This window comes from Nocardia sp. NPDC052316, from assembly GCF_044547795.1.
Taxonomy (GTDB): Bacteria; Actinomycetota; Actinomycetes; order Mycobacteriales; family Mycobacteriaceae; genus Nocardia.
In genome coordinates this window covers 958,854-979,630 of the sequence record NZ_JBIUBB010000004.1, presented here as the reverse complement: position 1 = coordinate 979,630, position 20,777 = coordinate 958,854, and the positions used below count along the sequence as shown (strand labels likewise).

Sequence of the window (20,777 nt, the reverse complement as noted above, 5' to 3'; positions counted from 1 at the left end):
CCTATCCCCCGATCGTCGCGGCCACCAGCGGGTACGCGCCGGTACTGTCGTGGACCTCCTGCCCGGTGACCGGAGGGTTGAACACGCACATCATGCGCATCTTCGTCGTCGCCTCGAGCCGGTGCCGTTCGTGCTCGTCGAGCAGGTACATCGAGCCGGGCTCGAGCACGTAGGTCACGTTGTTGTCGAGGTCGGTGAGCGTGCCGGTGCCCTCGATCAACCACACCGCTTCCACGTGGTAGCGGTAGTGGAACTCGTGCGTGGTACCCGCATCGATGGTCGTCTCGTGGAAGGAGAATCCCACGCCGTCGCCGCCGAGGATGATGCGCTTGCTGCGCCAGCCCTCCCCCGCCACGTCGCGATCGGTGCCGGTGATCTCCGCGGTGCTGCGCACGATCATGCGATCGCCCCCACACCACTGCAGACGGTGTCGACGGCGTTGGTCAGGATGCCGAGGCCGTGGTCGAGCTCCTGATCGGTAATCGTCAACGGCGGCAACAACTTCACCACCTCGTCGGTGGAGCCGGAGGTCTCCACCAGCAGGCCGCGCTCGAAGGCGACCTGGCAGACCTTGCTCGCCTGCGAGGCGTCGTCGAACACCACGCCGTGCACCAGGCCGCGGCCGCGCGTCGACAGGCCGGGCACATTGTCGGCCAGCTCGGTCAGCGTCCGGGCCACCCGCTCGCCCTTGGCCAGCGTCGAGGCCTGCAGCGTGCCGTCGGACCAGTAGTGCCGCAACGCGACGCCCGCGGTGACGAAGGCCGGGTTGTTGCCGCGGAAGGTGCCGTTGTGCTCGCCCGGCGACCACTGGTCGAGCTCGGACTTGAACAGCACCAGCGCCATCGGCAGGCCGTACCCGCCGATCGACTTGGACAGCGTGACGATGTCCGGGGTGATCCCGGCCAGCTCGAACGAGAAGAACGGGCCGGTGCGGCCGCAGCCCATCTGCACGTCGTCGACGATCAGCAGGATCTCGCGGGCCGCGCACAGCCCGGCCAGGTGCCGAAGCCACTCGGCGCGTGCGACATTGACGCCGCCCTCGCCCTGCACCGTCTCCACGATCACCGCGGCGGGACGGTCGAAGCCGGACGAGGTGTCGTCGAGCACCTTCTCCATCCACTGGAAGTCGGCGGTGGTGCCGTCGAAGTAGCCGTCGTAGGGCATGTGCGCCGCGTGCACCAGCGGCACACCGGCACCCGCGCGCTTGGCGGCATTGCCGGTGACCGACAGCGCGCCCAAGGTCATGCCGTGGAAGGCGTTGGTGAAGCTGACGATCGTCTCACGGCCGGTGATCTTGCGCGCGAGCTTGAGCGCGGCCTCGACGGCGTTGGCGCCCGTCGGCCCGGGGAACTGCACCTTGTAGTCCAGGCCGCGGGGCGCGAACACGGTGTCGCGCAGGGTGACCAGCAGGTCCCGCTTGGCCGAGGTGGACATGTCCAGGCCGTGCGTGATGCCGTCGCCCGCGATGTAGTCCAGCAGCGGCTGCTTGAGCACGTCGTTGTTGTGGCCGTAGTTCAGCGCACCCGCGCCCGCGAAGAAGTCGAGATAGTCGTTGCCGTCTTCGTCGCGTAACCAGCTGCCCTTGGCCTTGGTGAACACGGTCGGCCAGTTGCGGCAGTAGCCGCGGACATTGGATTCCAGACTTTCGAAAATGCTCGTGTCGGCGTTGATCATCGGTGTTCCTCCTGCGTTGTGCGAGCGGTCGGTGCGATGAGATAGAGGTCCTCGGGCGCGTGGCTGTCCGGGAAGACACCCGCGTCGAACAAGGGGCGCTTGGTGATTCGGGCGTCGCGGCGCCGTGCCACCGAGGTGAACAGGGCGATCGATGCGGCGTTGTCCGGTGAGATGGTGGTCTCCAGCTTCGAAACTCCCTGGGGGGCAACATTGTCGAGCAAGGCGTGCAGGAGCTGCGCGCCGGTGCCCTTGCCCTGCTGGGCGCGGTCGACGGCCACCTGCCAGACGAACACCGTGTCCGGCGCCTGTGGCCGGAGGTAGCCGATCACGAAACCCACAACGCAGCCGTTCACCTCGGCGACGACCGAGGTGGCCGCGAAATCGCGACACCACAGCACGTAGGCGTAGCTCGAATTGGTGTCGAGCACGGCCGAATCCTTCGCGATCCGCCACAGCTGGGCGCCGTCGGCGACGCCGGGCGCGCGCAGCACCACGGCGGGCCCGGTCTGCTTGCGCGCCGGTGCGGAGCCGAGCGCGGCCGCAGCCTGTTCGACACGGATGCGTTCGAGCTCCGCGGTGTTCAACGTTGGCAGTGTCATACAACTCCCTGGTCGGATCCGCAGTACTTATCCAGGCTTACGAACCAACTTTGAGGTGGCCTGGTCGACTTCATTACGGTTGTGTTACGACTCGATTGCGTCGATCCCCGGCACGGTGACGACGAACCGGGCGCCGCCGCCCGGCCGATCGGTGCATTCGACCTGGCCACCGTGCTTGGTGACGGTCTCGGCCACCAACGCGAGGCCGATGCCGGTCCCGGTCGCCGAGCGGCGTCCGCTGCGCGCGGTCGCGAAACGTTCGAAGATGCGCACCCGGTCCGGCGGCGGCACGCCGGGCCCCGCGTCGTCCACCACGATCACCGCGTCACCGCCCGTGCGATCGGCACGGACCGCGACGACGCCGCCACCGTGCAGATCGGCGTTGCGCAGCAGATTGCCGACCGCCCGCTCCAATTCAAGTTTGCGGCCGCGCACCACGACGTCGGCGTCGATCGTCAGCAAGTCCGGCGGATACCGCCGCTCGGCCAGCGTGTGCGTCAGCAGATCGCGCACCGACAGCGGCTCCATATCGCCGCGGTGCATGCCCGCCTCGACCCGCGCCAAGGCCAGCAGATCGTCGAGCAGCCGCCGCAGATGATCGACCTCGTCGCTCACCAAGCCGAGCGCGCGCTGCGACCGTTCCGGCAGATCCGCGCGATGCCGGTTGAGCACGTCGACACTGGCCGTCAGCGTGGTCAGCGGCGTGCGCAGTTCGTGGCTGACATCGCCGAACAGCCGGTGCTCGCGCTCGATGCGCCGCTGCAACGAGTCGACCATGCTGTTGAACGACTCCACCGTGATGGCCAGATCCTGGTCACGGGTGGTGGACAGGCGCAGATCCAGATCACCGGAGGCGATCCTGGCCGCGGTGCCGGCCAGCTCGTGCAGCGGCGTCAGCACCCGTCTGCTCGCCCACCAGCCGACCGCCGCGCCGATCAGCGTCACCACCAGGGCACAACCGATCAGCACATTGCGCAGCAGATCCAGATTCGACTCCAGGTCGGTGACCCCGGCCTGCGCGTGCTGCAGATAGCTGCGGCTGATGGTGAACACCGACACGACCAGCACCAGCGACATGAGCGCGGTGATCGCCGCGAACATGGCCGTCACCCGGCCGCGCAGACTCCAGCGTTTCGGATCGAACCAGCGCTCAGCGCTGGACATCGAGGCGGTAGCCGAGCCCGCGCACGGTCACCACGATGCGCGGATCGGACGGATCCCGTTCGATCTTGGTGCGCAACCTGCGCATGTGCACGTCGACGATCCGCTCGTCGCCGAAAAACCCTTGGTCCCAGACTCGTTCGAGTAAAACGGTGCGACTGAGCACCCGGCCCGGCGCCTCGGCCAGCTCACACAGCAGCCGAAACTCGGTGAGCGTCAACCGGATCTCCTCGTCGCCGCGGCGGACCACGCCGCCGTCCTGCGCGAGCACCAGCGGGGCGACCGGGTCGGCGTCGAGCACCATCTCCTGCGGCGCTTCGCGCTCGACGGTGGGCCTGGCCCGGCGGCGGACCGCCCGCATACGCGCGGTGATCTCTTTGATCTCAAAAGGTTTCGTCACGAAGTCGTCGGCGCCGGCCTCCAGCGCGGCCACCACATCGTGGGTATCGTCGCGGGCGCTGACCACGATGATCGGCACATCGTGCTCGCGTCTGATCTCGCGGATGCAGTCGAAACCGTCCATGCCGCCGAGCATCAGGTCCACGATCATGACATCGGGCACACCGTTGCTGCGCAGATGAGAGAGCGCGTCCTCGGCCTCTTCGGCCTCTTCGACGTCGTAGCCTTCGTCCTCCATGGCGAGCCGAAGCGCCCCACGGACCCTATCGTCATCCTCAACGATCATCAGGTTCGCGCTCACGCCTGCGCCTCGCTGACGGCCTGCGCCTCGCTGACGCTCGGCTCCGCCGTGACCGCGATGGCGGCTGCGCCTATTGTTCGCTCGCTACGCTCGCTCAAATACCCAATCCTTTGCAGACACGCGGGCGCGCGCAGGCTGGTGCGGAATTCGCATCCCCAGACCAACGCGACGTTCCGCTGTTCGAGCCACCTTGCCGACTTTCCGAGTACCCGAACAGACCGTTCGGTAAACGTCGACTGGACGCTCGATCAGTAGTCATCGAGCCCTACCGGGGACGGCGGAGCTCCCGCCACCACAGGCCCGTCGGGCCAGGTGATCAGCGTCTGACTAGTTATCCACCATGGTCGGAATCGCACCGTTACGCAACCGTTACGTGACTCCCGACACATTCCCGCTACCAGCTATTCACCCGTTCCACCACGAGGGTGTATCAGGGCCGATATCTGCTTGCCGGACCCCGCTCAGCGATCCTCGCGAGTCGGACGTTCCAGGCGGTTGAAATTGCTGGGTGTCCCGTCCGCGCGACGATCCTGATAGCGGAAATGCAGGTGTCGCTCGTCGAAGGTGGCGAACCATTCGTCCCAATTCACCGGCCGCAGCACCGCTCCGCCGTACCCGGGGAAATCGAAGCGCAGCACCCTGAGCTGACCGTTGTCCTCACTGCCCGGCATGGTGGCCGGGCGCGCACCGCGCCGCTCGGCCCACTGCCGGATGATGTCGTGATTTCTGGTGACGCGTGTGCGCTCCACATTTCCGGAGCGCATGCGATCCATCCGCTCGGGCGACTGGATTTCCTGCGAGTATTTCGGCGACCTCGAGCTCCCCGATCCGGCGTACGGAATCCGGGTGCCTAGTCGGTGTTCGTTCATAAACGAGCTCCCTGAGCCATCGGCATCGTATGTCCGGCTCCCTTTCACGTACCCGACCTCGGCTTCGGGCAAACCGGCTGTAGCGCACTCCACTGTCGAACCGGGCACATTCGGCCCGAAAAGCACTGACCGACAGCTCGTCGGTGACCCGGGTCACCCGCAACGAGGTGGCGATCGACGCTGATTCACCCGGACCCGGCTGGGTAACGCCGGACGAAGGAGGAATGCAGATGACCAGTCCCGTGTCTCCCGATCCCAGCCCGGTACCCCCGACGCCGAATCCCGATCCCGTCCCGCCGAGCCCGAACCCGAATCCCGATCCGGTACCGCCGGTTCCAGGGCCGGATCCGGCACCCGCCCCGCCCGATCCGGTACCACCGGTACCCGGTCCCGACCCGGCACCGGCCCCGCCGGACCCCGGCCGCCCCGACCCACTCCCGCCGGTCCCGGACCCCGGTTCGCCGTTCCCGCCCACCGACCCGGTACCACCACCGACCGACCCGACCCCGCCGAATCCCCTCTGAGCCGGGTCAATTCGCGGGATCAGTCGCGTAATGCCTGATCGCGCAGCTGATTCAGGGTTTTCGACAGAATCCGCGAGACGTGCATCTGGGAGACCCCGAGCACGTCCGCGATCTGCGACTGCGTCTTGGACTCGAAGAACCGCATGATCAGCACCTGACGTTCACGCTCCGGCAGCTCCTCGATCAGCGGCCGCACGGCGAGGTAGTCCTCCACCAGATGGTAGGAGGGCTCCTCGGCGCCAAGGCTTTCCAGCAGCGGCAGCGGCGCGTTCTCGATATCGTCGCCGGCCACCGCGTCGATGGACGAGGACTGGTAGGCGTTGCCCGCGATCAGCGCCTGGGTGACCTCGACGATGTCGACGTCCAGCTCGTCGGCGATCTCGCGGGCGCGGGGTATCCGGCCGAGCCGCTGCGACAGCGCCTCCACCGTGGCACCGATGCTGAGCTGAATCTCCTTGGTGCGCCGCGGTACTCGCACCGCCCAGGTGTTGTCCCGGAAATGCCTGCGCACCTCGCCCATGATCGTCGGCACCGCGAAGGCCAGGAACGACGAGCCGCGGGTGACGTCGAACCGGTCCGTCGCCTGCACCAGGCCGAGCCGGGCGACCTGCAGCAGATCGTCGAAATTCTCACCGCGCCCGGCGAATTTACGCGCGATGTGCTCGGCCAGCGGCAGGCAGCGACCGATCAGTTCTTCGCGCATAGTCTCCCGACGCGGGTCCTGGTCGTCCAGTGCGGCGATCTTCTCGAACAGCGGCTCGATGTTGTCGTAGCTGTCGCCGCGAGATCTCGATTCACCCGCCATCCGATGCCCCTCGTATCCAACTGAAGTCGACCACAGTGGGATACCCGGATAGCACGCCGTCGAACGGCGCCTGCGCGGCGGCGATCGAATGGGTCAGCGTGCGCACGATGTGCCAACCGAACCCCGCCTGCCCCACCACCGACTCCGAGGTGGCCACCGAGGCGACATGGACGAACATTTGCCTGCTGTCATAGGTGAATTCGCAGTCCACAGTGGATCCGGGCACCGCATCCAGGATCAGCGAGGTGGCGACCTCGTCGAGCGCGAGGCGGATGTCGGTGACCTCATCGAGGGCGAAGTCGGCGATAAGGGCGACGGTCTCGGCGAGCGCCCGCAACATCGTCAACTGTTCCAGCTGCGCGGGGATTCGAACGCCGATCGTTGTTGTTTCCGTTGAGGATCGGGAAGTCGATTCCCCCATGCCCATCACCACCTTGCTCTCGCCGCCGAACCCGGTGCCGTCGCTGACCGTCGATCCGAGTTATTCCGGGCCGCCCGCGGCCCAACGCCGCGACAGACAACAACTTCGAGGCCGCAGCGCTCCTCATCGCTTCCGTCGTACCCGCCGCAGCGCACCCGAAACGTGCGGGCGAACTCAGCCGACGTCGATGCGCTCGTGCGCGGTCAGCAGCAGATGGTCGAATCGGGAGCGCAGGCCCACCGTCGAGCCGGTGAGCGTGGTGAGGTCGGCGACCAGGCGCGAAGCCAAGGTGCGCAACTTGATATTGGTCTCCTGCGAACGCCAACTGAGCACTCGGAACGCCTGTTCGGAGCTGACGCCGTAGACCAGCATCACCGCGCCTTTGGCCTGTTCGATCACCGCACGGGAGGCCCACAGTTCGGGCAGCGCGTCGTCGAGCGCTTCTTGCCGATGGTGCTCGAGGGTGTCGGTCACGTCGATGTAGTAACCGGCGGTGCCCGCGACTTGATCTCCGTCATCGAAGAGGTGATCGGCGACCACGATGATGTGGTGCACCTCGCCCGCCGTATCGATGATCCGGTGCCTGCTGGAGAACGGCTCACCGTGCTCGATGGATTTGGCCAGCGCGTTGGCTACCTGCGCGCGATCCTCGGGGTGCTTATGGGTCAGCAGCAAATCGGTGGTCGGTACCACGGTGCCCGGGGAATAGCCGTGCATCGCGGCTACCTCGTCCGACCATTCCCAGCGCTGATCGGCGAACCAAAAACGAAAACTGCCGACACTCTGCGGTGTCCCCAATCCGATCACCCGGTCCAGCGCGAGGGAATCCTCGGGCTGGACCGGCCCCATTTCAGTCACAGCGCAAGTATCCGTCGTCGGCGTACGCCACGCGAACAGATCCGGCGTCGCCACGCCGGAAAGGGCGTTATTCCTGAGCCGGTCGTTCCTCACGCGTCCAGTGCGGCGCGCATCGACGAATAATGACTGAACAGCGGTCGGACACCAGCGACGTCGAGCGACCGCTCGATCGCGGGCCGACCGGCGACGATGCGGACATCGGTGCCGTCGCACGCGGCACGCTGCCGGACCGAACCCAAGGCGCTCGCGGCGCGGAGGCTGAGGAATCTCGCCGCGCGTAGATCGATCACCACGATGTGGCAGGTGGAGCGGACGGCCTGTTCGACCGTGGCGAAGAACTGTGGGGAGGCCACCGCGTCCAATTCTCCTTCGGCGCGGACCACCACGCATTCGTGGCGGCGGTCTACGCGCTGCGCCCAGGGGTGATTGTCGTGGCTCGGCCCCGAACCATTCCGATGCACGCCCTCTGCGTACGACTGCAGAGCGGAAATAACGGACATAACTGAACCTCCCGTATAAGGGGGGAATTCCAGGTCGACGCAGCACGTCCGGTCAGGAAAAGAGAAGGGAGCGAACAACTGTCGCAACTGTGCGAATAGGTCCTCGCGACGATCCCATCGACCGGACTTCGGCGGGTGTGGTGCGCCAAGCGTCGAACCGGGGTCGGCTGTAGTCTCAACCTTCCTCTAGTGTCGCACGCTCCGTCGCCGATGTCACAAATTCAGGGACTACCGCAGGTCCGCACCACTCGGTTCCGTGCGCCGGCGGCGGATCTCTCGGTGATCGACTGCCCGCAATCCGAACGGGCAAACCACCCGGATTGACGATGTGGTGAGCGGGTAGGCGACGACCGAACGCCCCGGAATCGCCGGGCAACGACGGAAAGTAGGCGCGTGATGACCGCCATGGATCCCGATCCGGCAAGCACCCCCGATCTGGAGCGCGGCGGCGGCGTCCCGCCGGGCTCGACCCCGCCGGAGACCGCGCAGACCTCCGGGCTGTCCGCTCCCGAACCGTCGACCAGCCACCATTTTCCCGGCACCGGCGTCGTCGCGATCATCGTGACGATCGTGCTGGTTGTCCTGTTCACCGCGGCGGCGGTCGGCATCATCGTGTCGATGATCTGACTCGGCGTCGCGGATCACCCAGCGGGGTCGGGGGTTTCGTTCGCGCGCCGACGGGCATATCTGTGACATAGCCGAATTCCACACATGTCACGCGATGCCTGGTCGCGGGCACCGCGCAGCGCCGCCCTGTGCCCGTCGTGGTGAGAACGGAGCACATCGTGAAGATTGCCATGGTTTCCGAGAACGCCAGCCCGCTCGGCGCAACCGTAGTAACCGGCCAGCATATCCATGTGGCGGAATTGGCGGCCGCCTACGCGCGGCGCGGGCACGAGGTCACCGTCTATACCCGCCGCGATGATCCGAATCTGTTGCCGGAGTTGGTCACCGACGCGGGCTATCGCGTGGTGCACGTGAACGCAGGCCCTGCCGAACCGCTGCCGCGCGACCAAAGTCTGCCGTACCTCGGCGATTTCGGCACTTTCCTGCAGCGACAGTGGGGGCTGGACACCCCCGACATCGTGCACGCCCACTTCTGGATGTCGGGCCTCGCCGCGGAATTGGCCGCACGCGCGCACGGCATTCCGGTGGTGGTCACCTTCCACGCGCTCGGCACCGTGCGACGCCGCCATCAGGGCTTGGCCGACACCAGCCCGCGGTCGCGCATCCGCTTCGAGCGCTTGATCGCCGGGCGCGCCGCCCATATCGTGGCGACCTGCTCCGATGAGGTGATGGAGCTGACCAGGATGGGCATTCCGCGGTTCCGTATCTCGGTCGTGCCGAGCGGCGTGGATCTGGCCGCCTTCACGCCGGAGGGTCCGGTCGCCGAACGCGGGCAGCGGCACCGGATGCACCGCGTGCTGGCGGTCGGACGGCTGGTGCCGCGCAAGGGATTCGACGTCGCCGTCAAGGCGCTGCAGGAGCTGCCGGACACCGAACTGGTGATCGCGGGCGGGCCGGTCGGTGACGACGTCGAGGACGACAGCGAGGGCAGGCGACTGCGCAGGCTGGCGATGGAATACGGTGTGCAGGACCGGCTTCGGATGCTCGGGCAGCTGCGCCGCAGCGAGCTGCCGCGCTGGTATCGCTCCGCCGACGTGGTGCTGAGCACCCCGTGGTACGAACCGTTCGGCATGGTGGCGCTGGAGGCGATGGCCTGCCGGAAACCGGTGGTGGCCACCGCGGTCGGCGGTCAGCTCGACACCGTCGTCGACGGGGTCACCGGCAGGCTCGTCGCGCCGCCGGATCCACTCACCGTGGCCAGGGCGGTACGCCAGCTGCTCGAAGACCGGACCCTGCGCGACACCTGGGGTGCGGCCGGGTACCAGCGCGCCGCGAGTCGCTATGCCTGGGATCAGGTCGCCCTCGAAACGCTGACCGCCTATCACCGGGCCGCGCCCGCGCATGCCGGCGAGGTCGTCTCCGCCCGCTGAGCCGAGCGGCGGTCAGTGCTTGTCGTCGGCGGGCGTGCTCGTCCGGCGCCAGAACAGAGGCGCGATCAACCACGCCACCAGGAACAGCGCAGCGACAACCACACCGGCGACCACCCCGTCGGCCGTCTCGGTGACCAGGGTGACCACCAGCACCGTCGCCCCGATCAGCGCGATACCGAGCAGGCCGATGCCTGCCATGGCGCAGCGATGCGCCGCGGCGACCACGTTGCCGAGCCGGTGGCGCCGGAACAGAATGCGATGCCACGACACCGGCGCGACCAGAAACACCGTCGCCCCGACCGCCGCGAACAGGGTCACCAGATAGAGTACTCGGAGCGCATGCGACAACGTCACGAACGCGGGTTGGAACGGCACGATCAGCAGGGCCGAGATCAGGAACTGGACACCGGTCTGCACCACCCGCAGCTCCTGGATGAGGTTGCTCCAATTGCGGTCGAGCCGCTCGGTTTCGGTCTCGCCACGGACAGTGCGATTCCAGTCGGCATCAGTGCTCGGCACGGACGACCCGCGCTTGCTCGAACCCCCGGTAGCGTCCATCACCGGTCATCTCCTACTCACCCCGGCCCAACGTCCACGGGCTGTTTCCGCAGGTATAGGGGTACCCGGTTTGCCGAGGATCAACCGGCCGCCCACCGCCGCTATCACGCAACGCGTGGGCCGGTCCGAGCGAAAGACGGCCCCGGTCATCCTGGCCTGCGAAAACCGCAGCGCCGCTGTCGACTCGTGGGTCGGCGATGGCACGCGTGCGTTTCGGAAACCCGGACGCGGGCACCCGAGCCGTATGGAAGCTCCGACGACTGAAACGAACGGGGCGGCCGAACCGCTGAACGTTCTTGTCTGGCATGTGCACGGCCCCTGGTTGAACTCGTTTGTCCAGGGCAAGCATCGGTACCTGGTGCCGTACGACGGTCGCGACGGCGCACCGGGAAGTGAATGGGCACGCGGGTTGTGCGGTCGCCCCTGGCCGAGCGCCCGTGACACCGCACCGGCCGATCTCGCCGGCGAGGACATCGATGTCGTTGTTCTGCAACGCCCCAGGGAACTCGACCTGGTGACGGAGTGGCTGGGCAGATCGCCCGGCGCCGACCTGCCCGCGGTCTACGTCGAGCACGAAACCCCGCGCGAGCACGCGGCGCTCACCCGGCACCCGCTGGCCGATCGCACCGATATCCCGCTGGTCCATGTCACCCCCTTCAATCGGCTGATGTGGGACAACGGCCGATGCCCCACGACCGTCATCCCGCACGGCGTGCGTGATCCCGGACTGCGGTACACGGGCGAACTCCCCAGGGCCGCAACGATCATCAACGATCCGATCCCGCGCTGGCGGATCACCGGCACCGACCTGCTCGCCCCGCTCTCGCTGGCCGCGCCGATCGACGTGTTCGGCACCGGCACCGCAGACCTGCCGAATGCCCTGGGGGTGCCGCCCGAGCGGGTATGCGGTGCAGGCGATTTCATCCAGGACCAGTTGCATGCCGAGCTGGCGCGCCGCCGGGTGTTCCTGCATACGCCGCGCTGGACGTCGCTCGGCCTGTCGGTGATCGAGGCGATGTACCTCGGGATGCCGATCGTCGCACTAGGCACGACCGAGGCCTCCGCGTCGATCCCCGCCGACGCGGGCGTGGTCTCCACCGAGCCGGACATCCTCGCCGAGGCGATCAGGCAGTTCCTGCACGAACCGGTGTTCGCCGAGCTGACCGGTAAGGCCGCACGCCATTGGGCGCAGGCCAATTTCGGCATCGAGCAGTTCCTCGACCGCTGGGACGCGGTGCTCGCCGAGAGCACCGCCGCGCACCGGACGTTGCGGAAGCGATGACCGGCCACGCCCTGGTGGCGCGGCTGGACAGCGCCGGTGATGTCCTGCTCGCCGGGCCCGCCGTACGCGCGGTTGCCCGGGTCGCCGACACCGTGACCTTTCTCGCGGGCCCGCGCGGCAGTTCGGCCGCCGCGCTGCTGCCGGGCGTCGACCGGGTGCTCCAGTTCGAGGCACCGTGGCTCGACGCCGATCCGCCGCCACTGACCCACGCGTCCGTGCGCGCCCTGATCGAGTGCGTGCGCATGCTCGCGCCCGACGACGCCATCATCAGTACCTCCCAGCACCAGTCGCCGCTACCGCTCGCGCTGATCCTGCGGATGGCGGGCGTGCCACGGATCAGCGCGATCACCACCGACGAGGCCGGGTCGCTGCTCGATGTCCGGCATCGGGTGAAAGACGATATGCCGGAACAGATTCGGGCCTTGTCGCTGGCTGTCGCGGCAGGCTACCCACCCGCCGGTCACCGGCTGCGGGTCCGCGACGATCTGCCCGAGGTCGACGAATTGACCGGTGGCCCAGGCTATGTGGTGCTGCACCCCGGGGCCGCCGAACCCTCCCGCCGGATGTCGGCCACGCGCAGCAGACAGGTGGCCGCGGCGCTCGTCGACGCGGGCCACCGCGTGGTGGTGACCGGCAGCGCGGCCGAGCGGGCGCTCACCGATGCCGTGGCCGACGGTCATGCCCGCGATCTCGGCGGCGCCACCGACCTGGCCTGCCTGGCCGCCGTGCTGCGCGACGCCGACGCGGTGGTCGCGCCGAACACCGGTGCCGCCCCGCTGGCCGCCGCCGTGGCGACGCCCGTCGTCTCGCTGTTCGCGCCGGTGGTCCCGGCGCGCCGCTGGGCGCCCTACGGCGTGCCGACCGTGGTGCTCGGCGACCAGTCCGCGCCGTGCGGCAGGCACGGCCTCGACGCCATTCCGGACGTCGCGATCGTCTCCGCCACCGAGCAGGTGCTTCGCGCCGCCGATTGAGCCCCGTTCGTCCGGGTATGCGTTCGAATGCCCCCTTCGACGGGGGTTGGACCAGAAAGGACCCCCTATGCTTCCCGGACCGGACGAAACGACCACGGGTCACGGCGGTGCCGAGCACCACGGACGTCCCGACGACAATTTCCCCGACTACACCAGGACCTCGCGCGCCCACGTCGGTGAATCCATCGAGGACGCCCGCAATTGGCCGGGCATCATCCTGGTGGCCATCGGCCTGGTCGGCCTCGGCCTGACGCTGACCGCCGCGGGCTACGGCTTCGAGGGCTGGGCCATCATCGGCGCCATAGCGACGGTGGCGTGCATGGTGGCCGGCGTGCTCGTCATCGTGCTCGAGCACCGTCGCCTCAAGAATCGGGCGGGCCTCGGCCTCACCGACCAGGCCGGCCATTGATTGGTCATATCGCACCCGGGTATTGCGCATCGTGACGCCGCCGACCGCGGCGACCTTCCGCTGAGGAGAAAACATGACCCGACATCGCCATCGGCCGATGCTGCGCGCACTGCTGCTCTCCGGTGCGCTCGCCGCGGCCCCACTGCTTGCCGCGTGTTCGGACGACAACAAGGATCCGGCGGCCCCCGCCACCCCCGACAACACCGTCATGCTGACCATGCCGTCGACGACGGCGCAGGTGCCCGATCCCGACGATCAAGTGTCCGACGCGGCCGCGAAACAGCTCTGCGACATGATGCGTCCGGACATCGACAAGTGGCGCACCGAGGGCGCGGCGCTGGGCCGGGTGGCCTTCAACGGCACCGTGCACAACTGGGCGGCTCGCAACGGCGGCCTCAACGACACCGTGCTGAAGGACCGCGGCGTCATCGACAAGATCACCACCCAGCACTGCCCGGACGTGCGCCAACAGGCGCTCGAAGTCCTCGATACGTCTGATCTCGCAGGCGCGCTCGCCGGATTCGGAGGCTGACCATGACCAGAACCACCAGCTCGCTCTGCGCTTTCGCGCTGGCCACGGCGTTCTTCGTGGGTGGCTGCGGTGACGAGCCGGAGAAACTCGTCAACAAGGGCGGTGATACGCCGTGCAACGAGTTCACCGCGCAGGATCCGGACAAGCAGCGGATCACCGTCACCAAGTTCCTCGAGCAGGAGCGCGGCGGCGATGCGCCGTCCACGCAGGACCAGACCGTCGACGCGTCGATCGCGGCGATCAAGTTGATGTGCACGGCTCAGGCGAATCCGGATACCCCGATCAAGAAGGCCGACCTGACCGGCATTTTGGTCCCGAAGTAAGTACGCAGGCACGAACGAGGCGAGGACATGACATCGCGTCATCATAGAAACGTTGTGGAACTCCTTGTTCTGCAACACAATCGGATGCGCGAGCTACTAGAGGAGATGCTGTCCACGGCGGGCCCGGAGCGCAGGGAGTCGTTCGAGGAGTTCGTCCGCTGGCTCGCCGTGCACGAGGCCACCGAGGCAGAGTTGATGCAGGACACCGTTATTTCGCGGTGAGCAACTTCAGCACCGTGTCCACCGGCAGCGCCGGCGAGCGATGACCGTCCCGGCCGATCATCGTCTCGCCGGCGAACAGCACGTTCACCACGGCTTCCTCGACCGCGTGGACGATCGCGTCATAAAACGGATTGAGCTGACCCCACGGAATGAATGTCAGCTGTTCGTATGGGCTTTCACCATTGGGAAAGACACTGGTGAGCGCGCCCTCGTTGGCGGTGGAGAAGGTGAGGAAGATGTCGCCGGAGAAGTGCGAGCCGGTGGTGCCGGTGCGCGCGAGGCCGAGCGGCACCCGGCGCGACATGGCGGTCAGCTGGCCGGGCAGTAGCGGCGCATCGGTCGCGACGACGACGATGACCGAGCCGGAACCCGCCGGAGCCGCGCACGCACCCAGCGGATCGTCCTCGGCCAGCGCCTCGCCCAGCGGCACTCCGCGGATCGTAAGTTCCTTGCGGGCACCGAAATTCGCCTGCACGAAGGCGCCGACAGTGTAGGTGTCCTTGCCGTACTCGACGCGGCGCGACGCGGTCCCGCTGCCGCCCTTGAATCCGTAACAGTTCATCCCGGTGCCGCCGCCGACGCTGCCCTCGGCGATCGGCCCGCCCGCCGCGGTCTCGATGGCCGCCATCGCGTCGGCCGACGTGACGTGCGCGCCGTTGATGTCGTTGAGGTAGCCGTCCCAGGTTTCGGCGACCACCGGTAGCGACCAATCGTCGGGTAGCTCCGGAAACGCCTCGACCAGCCAGTCGATGATGCCCCGGTGGCAGGTGCCGACGGCGTGGGTGTTGGTGATCAGGATGGGCAGCGCCAGCGAGCCCGTCTCGGTGAGCCATACGGTGCCGGTCATCTCACCGTTGCCGTTGAGCGAATACCAGCCCGCGGCACACGGGGTGAATACTCGCTCGCGACCACGCGGCAGGATCGCCGTGACGCCCGTGCGCACGTCGTCGCCGCGGATGAGGGTGGTGTAACCGACCTCGACCCCCGGCACATCGGTGATAGCGTTCAATTCCCCAGTGGCTCCAGGGAATTGCAGCCCGAACTCCCGCGCACGCACATTCATGGGATGATCGTAAGGAAAGAAACCGACCGCCGCGCGGTTATCTGCCCAGTTTTCGGACATCGAGCTCGGGTTTGCCCGGTCGCGGACCGGTTATGCCGGGACTATGACGCCACTATGGTTGAACGACGCCGAGGTTCCCGCGCGGTTGCGATTGACGCCAGGATCGCGCTTCGACACCGTGGTGATCGGTGGCGGTCTCACCGGACTGGTGACCGCGCTGCTGCTCGCCGAGAGTGGCGTCCAGGTGGCCGTCGTCGAGGCCAAACGAGTCGGCGCCGGCACCACCGGCGCGAGCACCGCCAAGATCAGCCTGCTGCAGAGCACCAGGGCACAGCAGATCCGCAAGCGCCACTCCGTGGGCACGCTGCGCGACTATGTGGCGGCGAATCGTGATGGGCAGCAATGGTTGTTGCGTTTCTGTGCCGAGCACGGCGTCGCCGTACAACATCAGGCGGCACTCACCTACGCACAGTCCGAAGACGAAATCGGCAAGGTGCGTGCGGAATTCGACGCCACCCAGGCAGCGGGGTTGCCCACCGAACTCGTCGACGAGCTCGACGTACCCTTCCCGAACCACGGCGCGGTACGACTGGCCGACCAGGCCCAGGCCGATCCCATGGCCGTCCTCGCCGCCCTCGCGGCCCAGGTCGAGTCGCATGCGGCGCCGATCTACGAGTCGACCACGGTGCGCGGCGTGCACAGTGGCAGCAACGGCGAGCTCACCGTGGAGACCGAGCACGGCGACCTCGGCGCGCGCACAGTCGTCTTGGCAACGGGCACACCGATCCTCGATCGTGGTGGTTTCTTCGCCAGGCTCACCGCCCAGCGGTCCTACCTGACCGCGTTCCGGGTGACCGAGCCGATCCCGCACGACATGTACATCAGTGCGGGCGAACCCACGCGCTCCCTGCGTTATGTCCCGACACCGGACGGGGACGTGCTGCTGGTGGGCGGCAACGGCCATCCCGTCGGGCGCACGAAGTCCGAGCGCGCGAAGGTCGACGACCTGCTCAGCTGGGCGCGGACCTGGTTCCCCACCGCGCAACCCATCCAGGAATGGTCGGCCCAGGACTACTCGCCGGTCGGCGAACTGCCCTATGTCGGACCGCTGCTGCCCGGCCGGGAGAACATCCTGCTCGGCACCGGATACGCGAAGTGGGGCCTCACCAACGGTGTCGCCGCCGCGTTGGCGCTGGCCGGCCGGATCACCGGCAAGTCACCGCACTGGGCGGACGCCCTCGCCAGCTGGCGGCCGAACGAACTCAAGGCGCTGCCGTCCGCCACCCTCGCCAACGGCGCTGTCGCGCAACAACTCACGACCGGCTGGCTGCGCGCGACCACCCACTCCGCCGATCAGGTCCCGGCCGAGGGGTGCGGCACCGTCGAACGACACGGCCTGCGCCCCACCGCGACCTGCACGGTCGACGGCACCACCACCGAGCTGTCCGCCATCTGCCCGCACCTGTACGGCATCGTCCGATGGAACGACGCCGAGCGCTCGTGGGACTGTCCGTTGCACGGCTCCCGGTTCGCCGCCGACGGCACCCTCTTGGAAGGGCCGGCCACCAAGTCGCTCACCCCGCTGAGCCCGCCACGGTCGTCCGAAAAAACTGACCGGGCATAGCAAGTTCTTGCCTATCGGGTGCACTTCGCGGCCCGCTTCACCCTGCGACGGTTAGCGTGGGAGACGTGGTCACGCTGACACGGTCGGCTCAGGGCGCTGCGGCAGATGCAGCAGCTGAATGCCTCGACCGATCGTCCAGTGGCACAGCACCACTGCACGGCGGGGAGTCCCGCGCGGGTTACTGCGACAGCGGTTCCGCGCGGGTCAAAATCTGGTCGACGGTCTGCTCGACGGTGAGATCGGAAGTGTCGAGCCACAATCCGATGCGCGGGGTGGTCTGCCGCAGGGCCGAGTCCAGGTCGGCCACGCTGAACGTGCCATAGGCCGACTTGCCCCGAGCGGCTTCCCTGGCGGCGACGGCATAGGGCCGCGGCGCGAGCACCACCACATACAGCGGGCGCGTCTCGATCTGATCGATGGTGTACTGCAACAACTCTCCGAGCACGGTGTCCTGCAACACCGCGGTGAAACCGGCCGCCGCGTAGGCGTCGGCGGCGTTCGCGGCGAGCCGGTGCCGCAGGCAGAGCTGCCGCAGCGCCTCCTGCGAAGGCTCCCTGCTCATTTCGTCCCGGCCCCCGACGATGAACCTTCGGAAAGTGTCACCTCGCACGTGCGCCGACCGCGGCAGTCGCTCGGCTAACGCCTGCGCCACAGTCGACTTCCCCGCCGCCTGAATGCCAGTAATGAGGAAGACCGAAGGTGTCATGCTGATCATAATTGCACTGGATGCAAGCGAGTATCGGGTGAGATGGCGGATAGTACGCTTGCCCGAACTCGACCAGGAGGCCAGTTGACGATCTTCCGCAGTGTCATCGGAGTGCAGTTGTTGCTGAGCAAGGGTGACCGCGTGCTGCTCGCACGCCGGCGGAACACCGAGTTCGGGGACGGGGAATGGAACGCGCCCGGCGGGCGGCTGGACGCCGGGGAAGACGTGCTCACCGCGGTGATTCGGGAGGCCGAGGAGGAGATCGGGGTCCGGGTGGAGCGCGAGCATGTCCGGATGGTCGCGTCGATGCACATCCAGTCCCCGCCCGGTCAGGCCTTGATCGTGTTCATCTTCCAGACCGACAGCTGGTCCGGCGAACCCTGGAACCGCGAACCCGAGCGCTGCTCGGAGCTGCGCTGGTTCGACGTCGACGACATCCCCGACAACACCATCCTCAGCACCCGCGCCGGGCTGGAGATGCTCCGCAACAACGAACATTTCGGCCTGTACGGCTGGCCCGAACACGCCGCCCTGCGGTAAGGACAGCGGTCAGAGCAGGGTGCCGCCGGAGGCGTCGATGTAGGAACCGGTGATCCAGCGGGCATCTTCGGACGCGACGAAGGCCACCACATCGGCGACGTCGGAGACCTCGCCGACCCGGTTGAAGGCCGACCAGGCCGACATCTCGGCGACGGTGTCCGGATCGTCGAAGACCGGATCACCGTTGTTGGTGACGCCAGGGGCGACCGTGTTGATGGTGATGCCGCGGGGCGCGATGTGCAGGGCCAGTTGCAAGGTGATCTGTTCCATGGCGCCTTTGCTCATCGCGTAGCAGATCTGCGACGGCAGCGAGGTCCTGGTCATGCCCGAGGAGATATTGATGATCCGGCCGCCGGAGGTCATCGAGCTCAGTGCGCGCAGCGTGAGATAGAACGGCGCCTTCGTGTTGACCGCGATGTGCCGGTCGAACATCTCCGGCGTGACGTCCTCGGGCATCGTGCCGGTGAATCCGGCGTGCGCCGCGTTGTTCACCAGGATGTCCAGCCGGACCGTGCCGGTCCGGGTGAGCAGTTCCGGCTCCAGCTGCGCGAACAACTCCGAAATCGCCGCAGGCGCACCGAGTTCGGCGCGCACCAGAAAAGCCTGGCCGCCTGCCCCCTCGATGAGCCGGACGGTCTCCTTGCCCGCCGCCTCGTTGGTCGAATAGTGCACCGCGACCAGCGCGCCGTCCCGCGCCAGCCGGCAGGCGATGCCGCGTCCGATACCACGGCTGGATCCGGTGACCAGGGCCACTTTGCCCTGCAACTTGCCCATGACTTCCCCTCCACTACTACGGTTTGTAGTACATAGTAGCGAAGTGCGCCAACGGGACAATCCCGGCGAACCGTGCCGAATCCCACAGCCGAAAGTTGTTGCGCCGAAGCCTGATCGTCTGCGGCGTCAGCGCACCGTGGTCTTCGTGGCCGGTTGATCGATATAGCGGCTCATCGCCCAGTTCAGCCCGCGCATGGCGAGGTGGTAGGAGGGTGGGAAATAGCGCTGCGCCCAGTGCCCGAGGCGAATGTCGTTCGAGGTGTAGACCAGGTAGGTGTTGCGTTCGACGCCGCGCACGATCGAGCGCGCCGCGGCCTCGGGTGTCACCGCGTGCCGCAGGAAGAGGCCCATCGCCCGCTGCACCGCCTCGCCGGTCCGGTCCACGCCCGCGATATCCACGCGGTCGGCCATCGGCGTCGCCATCGCCCCGGGACAGACCAGGCTCACCCCGATGCCGTGTCGGCGCAGATCGAACCGCAATACCTCCGAGACGCCGCGCAGCCCGAATTTGCCCGCGCTGTACGGTGCGTGCCACGGCAGCCCGAACAAACCTGCGGCCGAGGACACGTTCACCAGGTGTCCGCCGCGACCCGCCGCGATCATCGGCGGCAGGAACTCCTCGATGATGTGGATCGGGCCCATGAGATCGATATCGATGGTCCGCCGCCACTGCGTGTGAGTCAGCCGGTCCACGGTCCCCCAGGTCGCGATGCCCGCCACATTCATGACGATGTCGACGCTGGACACCTCGTCGTGCGCCCTGGCCGCCAGCGCGACCACCTCCTCGTGCACCCCGACGTCGGCGGTGGCCGCGAGGTGCACCGTCGCGCCCGCAGCCCGCGCCAGCGTCGCGGTGTCTTGCAGACCCTCGGCATCGATGTCGGTGAGGATCAGCGAGGCGCCCTTGGCCGCGACGGCAAGCGCGGTACTGCGGCCGAGACCGCTTGCCGCGCCGGTGATCAAGCAGCTCTTGCCGCCGAACTTCGTCATAACTCACGACGATAGGCGCGAATGAACAACGTTGTCTACAAATCTGCTTATGCTGTCCCAGACGCAAAGAGCCTGTCCGTCAAGCGGGTTCAGACCTGCTCGCGGGTGAACACGATCGTTGTCCAGCCGCCCAGATGAATACGGTCGCCGCTGCGCAGCGCGACCGGCACCTTCGCGGGAATGAGATCGTCACTGCCGTTGACGCTGGTGCCGTTGGTGGAGCCGAGATCGGTGACGGTGAGCGCGTCACCGTCGATGTGGATCACCGCGTGCGTTCGGGAAACACCCACATCGGCGGGTGCGATCCCGAGGTCGATATCGGGAGTGAGCCCCTGCGAGACGCTACGCTTGCCGATCGAGATGTCGTTGCCGCGCAGCATGATTCGGCGTTCCGGATAGAACGACGGAAAGCCGACCTGGTCGGCATCCGGTCCCTTGCGCGCGATCACACGATCGTAGAACTCGCGGTCCGCCGAGATGGTGGCGACCCAGGTGACCGCCGAGCCGACGGGCGCGTCTGGCACGACCGACTCCGGCCCGGCCATCGGCTGCGGCCGAACTCCTGGCCCCGGCTGAACTCCCGACTCCGACCGGGTTGCGGATTCCGGCCGGGCTGCCGCCGCTGGCTGGACTCCCGGCTCAGACTGGACTCCTGAATCCGGCCGAACTCCCGGC

The 20,777-nt window shown here is 67.6% G+C and carries 27 protein-coding genes; 11 read left to right on the top strand and 16 right to left on the bottom strand.

The window, feature by feature from the left end; translation table 11 throughout:
• Nucleotide 1 precedes the first annotated feature (1 nt).
• The 6 genes from ACIHA7_RS22915 to ACIHA7_RS22890 form a co-directional block, all read right to left on the bottom strand.
• Entirely contained in the window at nt 2-400 is a 399-nt protein-coding gene (locus ACIHA7_RS22915) for an ectoine synthase (protein WP_107657592.1), read from the bottom strand.
• Nucleotides 397-1,674 carry a diaminobutyrate--2-oxoglutarate transaminase gene (gene ectB, locus ACIHA7_RS22910; RefSeq protein WP_397292949.1) on the bottom strand — a complete coding sequence of 426 codons (1,278 nt, stop codon included), beginning with the start codon at nt 1,672-1,674 and terminating at the stop codon, nt 397-399. The genes ACIHA7_RS22915 and ectB overlap by 4 nt, the downstream gene beginning before the upstream one ends.
• Nucleotides 1,671-2,273, bottom strand: a complete 603-nt coding sequence (gene ectA, locus ACIHA7_RS22905; protein WP_397292948.1) for a diaminobutyrate acetyltransferase — start codon at nt 2,271-2,273, stop codon at nt 1,671-1,673. The genes ectB and ectA overlap by 4 nt, the downstream gene beginning before the upstream one ends.
• A gap of 84 nt (nt 2,274-2,357) precedes the next feature.
• Entirely contained in the window at nt 2,358-3,437 is a 1,080-nt protein-coding gene (locus tag ACIHA7_RS22900; protein WP_397292947.1) for an ATP-binding protein, read from the bottom strand.
• Entirely contained in the window at nt 3,424-4,134 is a 711-nt protein-coding gene (locus tag ACIHA7_RS22895) for a response regulator transcription factor (RefSeq protein ID WP_397292946.1), read from the bottom strand. Before ACIHA7_RS22895 ends, ACIHA7_RS22900 begins: the two co-directional genes overlap by 14 nt.
• 461 nt (nt 4,135-4,595) lie before the next feature.
• A complete protein-coding gene (locus tag ACIHA7_RS22890; RefSeq protein ID WP_397292945.1) occupies nt 4,596-4,898 on the bottom strand; it encodes a hypothetical protein in 303 nt (100 codons plus the stop codon).
• Between the two features lie 335 nt (nt 4,899-5,233).
• Between ACIHA7_RS22890 and ACIHA7_RS22885 the strand changes: the two genes are divergently transcribed.
• Nucleotides 5,234-5,527: a hypothetical protein gene (locus ACIHA7_RS22885; RefSeq protein WP_397292944.1), complete on the top strand. Its 294-nt coding sequence runs from the start codon at nt 5,234-5,236 to the stop codon at nt 5,525-5,527.
• Between the two features lie 19 nt (nt 5,528-5,546).
• Here ACIHA7_RS22885 and ACIHA7_RS22880 read toward each other — a convergent pair whose 3' ends face one another.
• The 4 genes from ACIHA7_RS22880 to ACIHA7_RS22865 all read right to left on the bottom strand — a co-directional run bounded on the left by ACIHA7_RS22880 (nt 5,547) and on the right by ACIHA7_RS22865 (nt 8,111).
• Nucleotides 5,547-6,332, bottom strand: a complete 786-nt coding sequence (locus ACIHA7_RS22880; RefSeq protein WP_397292943.1) for an RNA polymerase sigma factor SigF — start codon at nt 6,330-6,332, stop codon at nt 5,547-5,549.
• The gene (locus ACIHA7_RS22875) at nt 6,322-6,753 is read right to left on the bottom strand and encodes an ATP-binding protein (RefSeq protein ID WP_397292942.1); all 432 of its coding nucleotides are present in this window, start codon (nt 6,751-6,753) and stop codon (nt 6,322-6,324) included. Before ACIHA7_RS22875 ends, ACIHA7_RS22880 begins: the two co-directional genes overlap by 11 nt.
• A 174-nt stretch (nt 6,754-6,927) precedes the next feature.
• Nucleotides 6,928-7,602, bottom strand: a complete 675-nt coding sequence (locus ACIHA7_RS22870) for a PAS and ANTAR domain-containing protein (protein ID WP_397293134.1) — start codon at nt 7,600-7,602, stop codon at nt 6,928-6,930.
• Between the two features lie 98 nt (nt 7,603-7,700).
• Nucleotides 7,701-8,111, bottom strand: coding sequence for an STAS domain-containing protein (locus tag ACIHA7_RS22865; protein ID WP_397292941.1), 411 nt, complete (start codon nt 8,109-8,111; stop codon nt 7,701-7,703).
• Between the two features lie 396 nt (nt 8,112-8,507).
• On the opposite strand from ACIHA7_RS22865, the gene ACIHA7_RS22860 reads away from it, so the two are divergent.
• Entirely contained in the window at nt 8,508-8,738 is a 231-nt protein-coding gene (locus ACIHA7_RS22860; RefSeq protein WP_397292940.1) for a DUF6480 family protein, read from the top strand.
• A gap of 158 nt (nt 8,739-8,896) precedes the next feature.
• Nucleotides 8,897-10,108, top strand: a complete 1,212-nt coding sequence (locus ACIHA7_RS22855; RefSeq protein WP_397292939.1) for a glycosyltransferase — start codon at nt 8,897-8,899, stop codon at nt 10,106-10,108.
• A 12-nt stretch (nt 10,109-10,120) separates the two neighbouring features.
• Here the strand turns inward: ACIHA7_RS22855 and ACIHA7_RS22850 are convergent, their stop codons facing one another.
• Nucleotides 10,121-10,666, bottom strand: coding sequence for a DUF6328 family protein (locus ACIHA7_RS22850; protein ID WP_397292938.1), 546 nt, complete (start codon nt 10,664-10,666; stop codon nt 10,121-10,123).
• Between the two features lie 307 nt (nt 10,667-10,973).
• Between ACIHA7_RS22850 and ACIHA7_RS22845 the strand changes: the two genes are divergently transcribed.
• From ACIHA7_RS22845 to ACIHA7_RS22820, 6 genes are all read left to right on the top strand, one after another.
• Nucleotides 10,974-11,948 carry a glycosyltransferase gene (locus ACIHA7_RS22845; RefSeq protein WP_397293133.1) on the top strand — a complete coding sequence of 325 codons (975 nt, stop codon included), beginning with the start codon at nt 10,974-10,976 and terminating at the stop codon, nt 11,946-11,948.
• Complete coding sequence (locus tag ACIHA7_RS22840) at nt 11,945-12,919, top strand: glycosyltransferase family 9 protein (RefSeq protein ID WP_397292937.1); 975 nt, start codon at nt 11,945-11,947, stop codon at nt 12,917-12,919. The genes ACIHA7_RS22845 and ACIHA7_RS22840 overlap by 4 nt, the downstream gene beginning before the upstream one ends.
• 67 nt (nt 12,920-12,986) lie before the next feature.
• On the top strand, nt 12,987-13,328 hold the full coding sequence (locus ACIHA7_RS22835; protein WP_397292936.1) for a hypothetical protein: 342 nt from the start codon (nt 12,987-12,989) through the stop codon (nt 13,326-13,328).
• 73 nt (nt 13,329-13,401) lie between these two features.
• Nucleotides 13,402-13,860 (top strand): hypothetical protein, encoded by a 459-nt coding sequence (locus tag ACIHA7_RS22830; RefSeq protein ID WP_135231720.1) that lies wholly within the window; start codon nt 13,402-13,404, stop codon nt 13,858-13,860.
• Nucleotides 13,861-13,862: 2 nt separating this feature from the next.
• On the top strand, nt 13,863-14,183 hold the full coding sequence (locus ACIHA7_RS22825; protein WP_397292935.1) for a hypothetical protein: 321 nt from the start codon (nt 13,863-13,865) through the stop codon (nt 14,181-14,183).
• Between the two features lie 54 nt (nt 14,184-14,237).
• Nucleotides 14,238-14,405, top strand: coding sequence for a hypothetical protein (locus tag ACIHA7_RS22820; protein ID WP_397292934.1), 168 nt, complete (start codon nt 14,238-14,240; stop codon nt 14,403-14,405).
• On the opposite strand, the gene ACIHA7_RS22815 is transcribed toward ACIHA7_RS22820, so the two are convergent.
• Nucleotides 14,392-15,468, bottom strand: coding sequence for a P1 family peptidase (locus ACIHA7_RS22815; RefSeq protein ID WP_397292933.1), 1,077 nt, complete (start codon nt 15,466-15,468; stop codon nt 14,392-14,394). The genes ACIHA7_RS22820 and ACIHA7_RS22815 overlap by 14 nt on opposite strands.
• A gap of 103 nt (nt 15,469-15,571) precedes the next feature.
• Between ACIHA7_RS22815 and ACIHA7_RS22810 the strand changes: the two genes are divergently transcribed.
• Nucleotides 15,572-17,092: an FAD-dependent oxidoreductase gene (locus tag ACIHA7_RS22810; protein ID WP_397292932.1), complete on the top strand. Its 1,521-nt coding sequence runs from the start codon at nt 15,572-15,574 to the stop codon at nt 17,090-17,092.
• A gap of 178 nt (nt 17,093-17,270) precedes the next feature.
• Here ACIHA7_RS22810 and ACIHA7_RS22805 read toward each other — a convergent pair whose 3' ends face one another.
• Nucleotides 17,271-17,798, bottom strand: a complete 528-nt coding sequence (locus ACIHA7_RS22805) for an AAA family ATPase (RefSeq protein WP_397292931.1) — start codon at nt 17,796-17,798, stop codon at nt 17,271-17,273.
• Between the two features lie 84 nt (nt 17,799-17,882).
• Here ACIHA7_RS22805 and ACIHA7_RS22800 point away from each other — a divergent pair, with 84 nt between their 5' ends.
• Entirely contained in the window at nt 17,883-18,338 is a 456-nt protein-coding gene (locus ACIHA7_RS22800; protein WP_397292930.1) for an NUDIX domain-containing protein, read from the top strand.
• A 9-nt stretch (nt 18,339-18,347) separates the two neighbouring features.
• Here ACIHA7_RS22800 and ACIHA7_RS22795 read toward each other — a convergent pair whose 3' ends face one another.
• The 3 genes from ACIHA7_RS22795 to ACIHA7_RS22785 all read right to left on the bottom strand — a co-directional run bounded on the left by ACIHA7_RS22795 (nt 18,348) and on the right by ACIHA7_RS22785 (nt 20,626).
• On the bottom strand, nt 18,348-19,112 hold the full coding sequence (locus ACIHA7_RS22795; protein WP_397292929.1) for an SDR family oxidoreductase: 765 nt from the start codon (nt 19,110-19,112) through the stop codon (nt 18,348-18,350).
• 126 nt (nt 19,113-19,238) lie between these two features.
• Nucleotides 19,239-20,102: an SDR family oxidoreductase gene (locus tag ACIHA7_RS22790; RefSeq protein ID WP_397292928.1), complete on the bottom strand. Its 864-nt coding sequence runs from the start codon at nt 20,100-20,102 to the stop codon at nt 19,239-19,241.
• A gap of 89 nt (nt 20,103-20,191) precedes the next feature.
• Nucleotides 20,192-20,626: an FHA domain-containing protein gene (locus ACIHA7_RS22785; RefSeq protein WP_397292927.1), complete on the bottom strand. Its 435-nt coding sequence runs from the start codon at nt 20,624-20,626 to the stop codon at nt 20,192-20,194.
• Nucleotides 20,627-20,777: the final 151 nt, after the last annotated feature.

Bases quoted from the DNA above. Each gene is read 5' to 3' on its own strand.
- ACIHA7_RS22840 (WP_397292937.1), top strand. From the start codon at position 11,945: ATGACCGGCCACGCCCTGGTGGCGCGGCTGGACAGCGCCGGTGATGTC.
- ACIHA7_RS22885 (WP_397292944.1), top strand. From the start codon at position 5,234: ATGACCAGTCCCGTGTCTCCCGATCCCAGCCCGGTACCCCCGACGCCG.
- ACIHA7_RS22830 (WP_135231720.1), top strand. From the start codon at position 13,402: ATGACCCGACATCGCCATCGGCCGATGCTGCGCGCACTGCTGCTCTCC.
- ACIHA7_RS22880 (WP_397292943.1), bottom strand. From the start codon at position 6,332: ATGGCGGGTGAATCGAGATCTCGCGGCGACAGCTACGACAACATCGAG.
- ACIHA7_RS22835 (WP_397292936.1), top strand. From the start codon at position 12,987: ATGCTTCCCGGACCGGACGAAACGACCACGGGTCACGGCGGTGCCGAG.
- ACIHA7_RS22875 (WP_397292942.1), bottom strand. From the start codon at position 6,753: ATGGGGGAATCGACTTCCCGATCCTCAACGGAAACAACAACGATCGGC.
- ACIHA7_RS22850 (WP_397292938.1), bottom strand. From the start codon at position 10,666: ATGGACGCTACCGGGGGTTCGAGCAAGCGCGGGTCGTCCGTGCCGAGC.
- ACIHA7_RS22810 (WP_397292932.1), top strand. From the start codon at position 15,572: ATGACGCCACTATGGTTGAACGACGCCGAGGTTCCCGCGCGGTTGCGA.
- ACIHA7_RS22900 (WP_397292947.1), bottom strand. From the start codon at position 3,437: ATGTCCAGCGCTGAGCGCTGGTTCGATCCGAAACGCTGGAGTCTGCGC.
- ACIHA7_RS22890 (WP_397292945.1), bottom strand. From the start codon at position 4,898: ATGCGCTCCGGAAATGTGGAGCGCACACGCGTCACCAGAAATCACGAC.
- ACIHA7_RS22870 (WP_397293134.1), bottom strand. From the start codon at position 7,602: ATGGGGCCGGTCCAGCCCGAGGATTCCCTCGCGCTGGACCGGGTGATC.
- ACIHA7_RS22805 (WP_397292931.1), bottom strand. From the start codon at position 17,798: ATGACACCTTCGGTCTTCCTCATTACTGGCATTCAGGCGGCGGGGAAG.
- ectA (WP_397292948.1), bottom strand. From the start codon at position 2,273: ATGACACTGCCAACGTTGAACACCGCGGAGCTCGAACGCATCCGTGTC.
- ectB (WP_397292949.1), bottom strand. From the start codon at position 1,674: ATGATCAACGCCGACACGAGCATTTTCGAAAGTCTGGAATCCAATGTC.
- ACIHA7_RS22825 (WP_397292935.1), top strand. From the start codon at position 13,863: ATGACCAGAACCACCAGCTCGCTCTGCGCTTTCGCGCTGGCCACGGCG.
- ACIHA7_RS22915 (WP_107657592.1), bottom strand. From the start codon at position 400: ATGATCGTGCGCAGCACCGCGGAGATCACCGGCACCGATCGCGACGTG.
- ACIHA7_RS22860 (WP_397292940.1), top strand. From the start codon at position 8,508: ATGACCGCCATGGATCCCGATCCGGCAAGCACCCCCGATCTGGAGCGC.
- ACIHA7_RS22865 (WP_397292941.1), bottom strand. From the start codon at position 8,111: ATGTCCGTTATTTCCGCTCTGCAGTCGTACGCAGAGGGCGTGCATCGG.
- ACIHA7_RS22815 (WP_397292933.1), bottom strand. From the start codon at position 15,468: ATGAATGTGCGTGCGCGGGAGTTCGGGCTGCAATTCCCTGGAGCCACT.
- ACIHA7_RS22795 (WP_397292929.1), bottom strand. From the start codon at position 19,112: ATGGGCAAGTTGCAGGGCAAAGTGGCCCTGGTCACCGGATCCAGCCGT.
- ACIHA7_RS22790 (WP_397292928.1), bottom strand. From the start codon at position 20,102: ATGACGAAGTTCGGCGGCAAGAGCTGCTTGATCACCGGCGCGGCAAGC.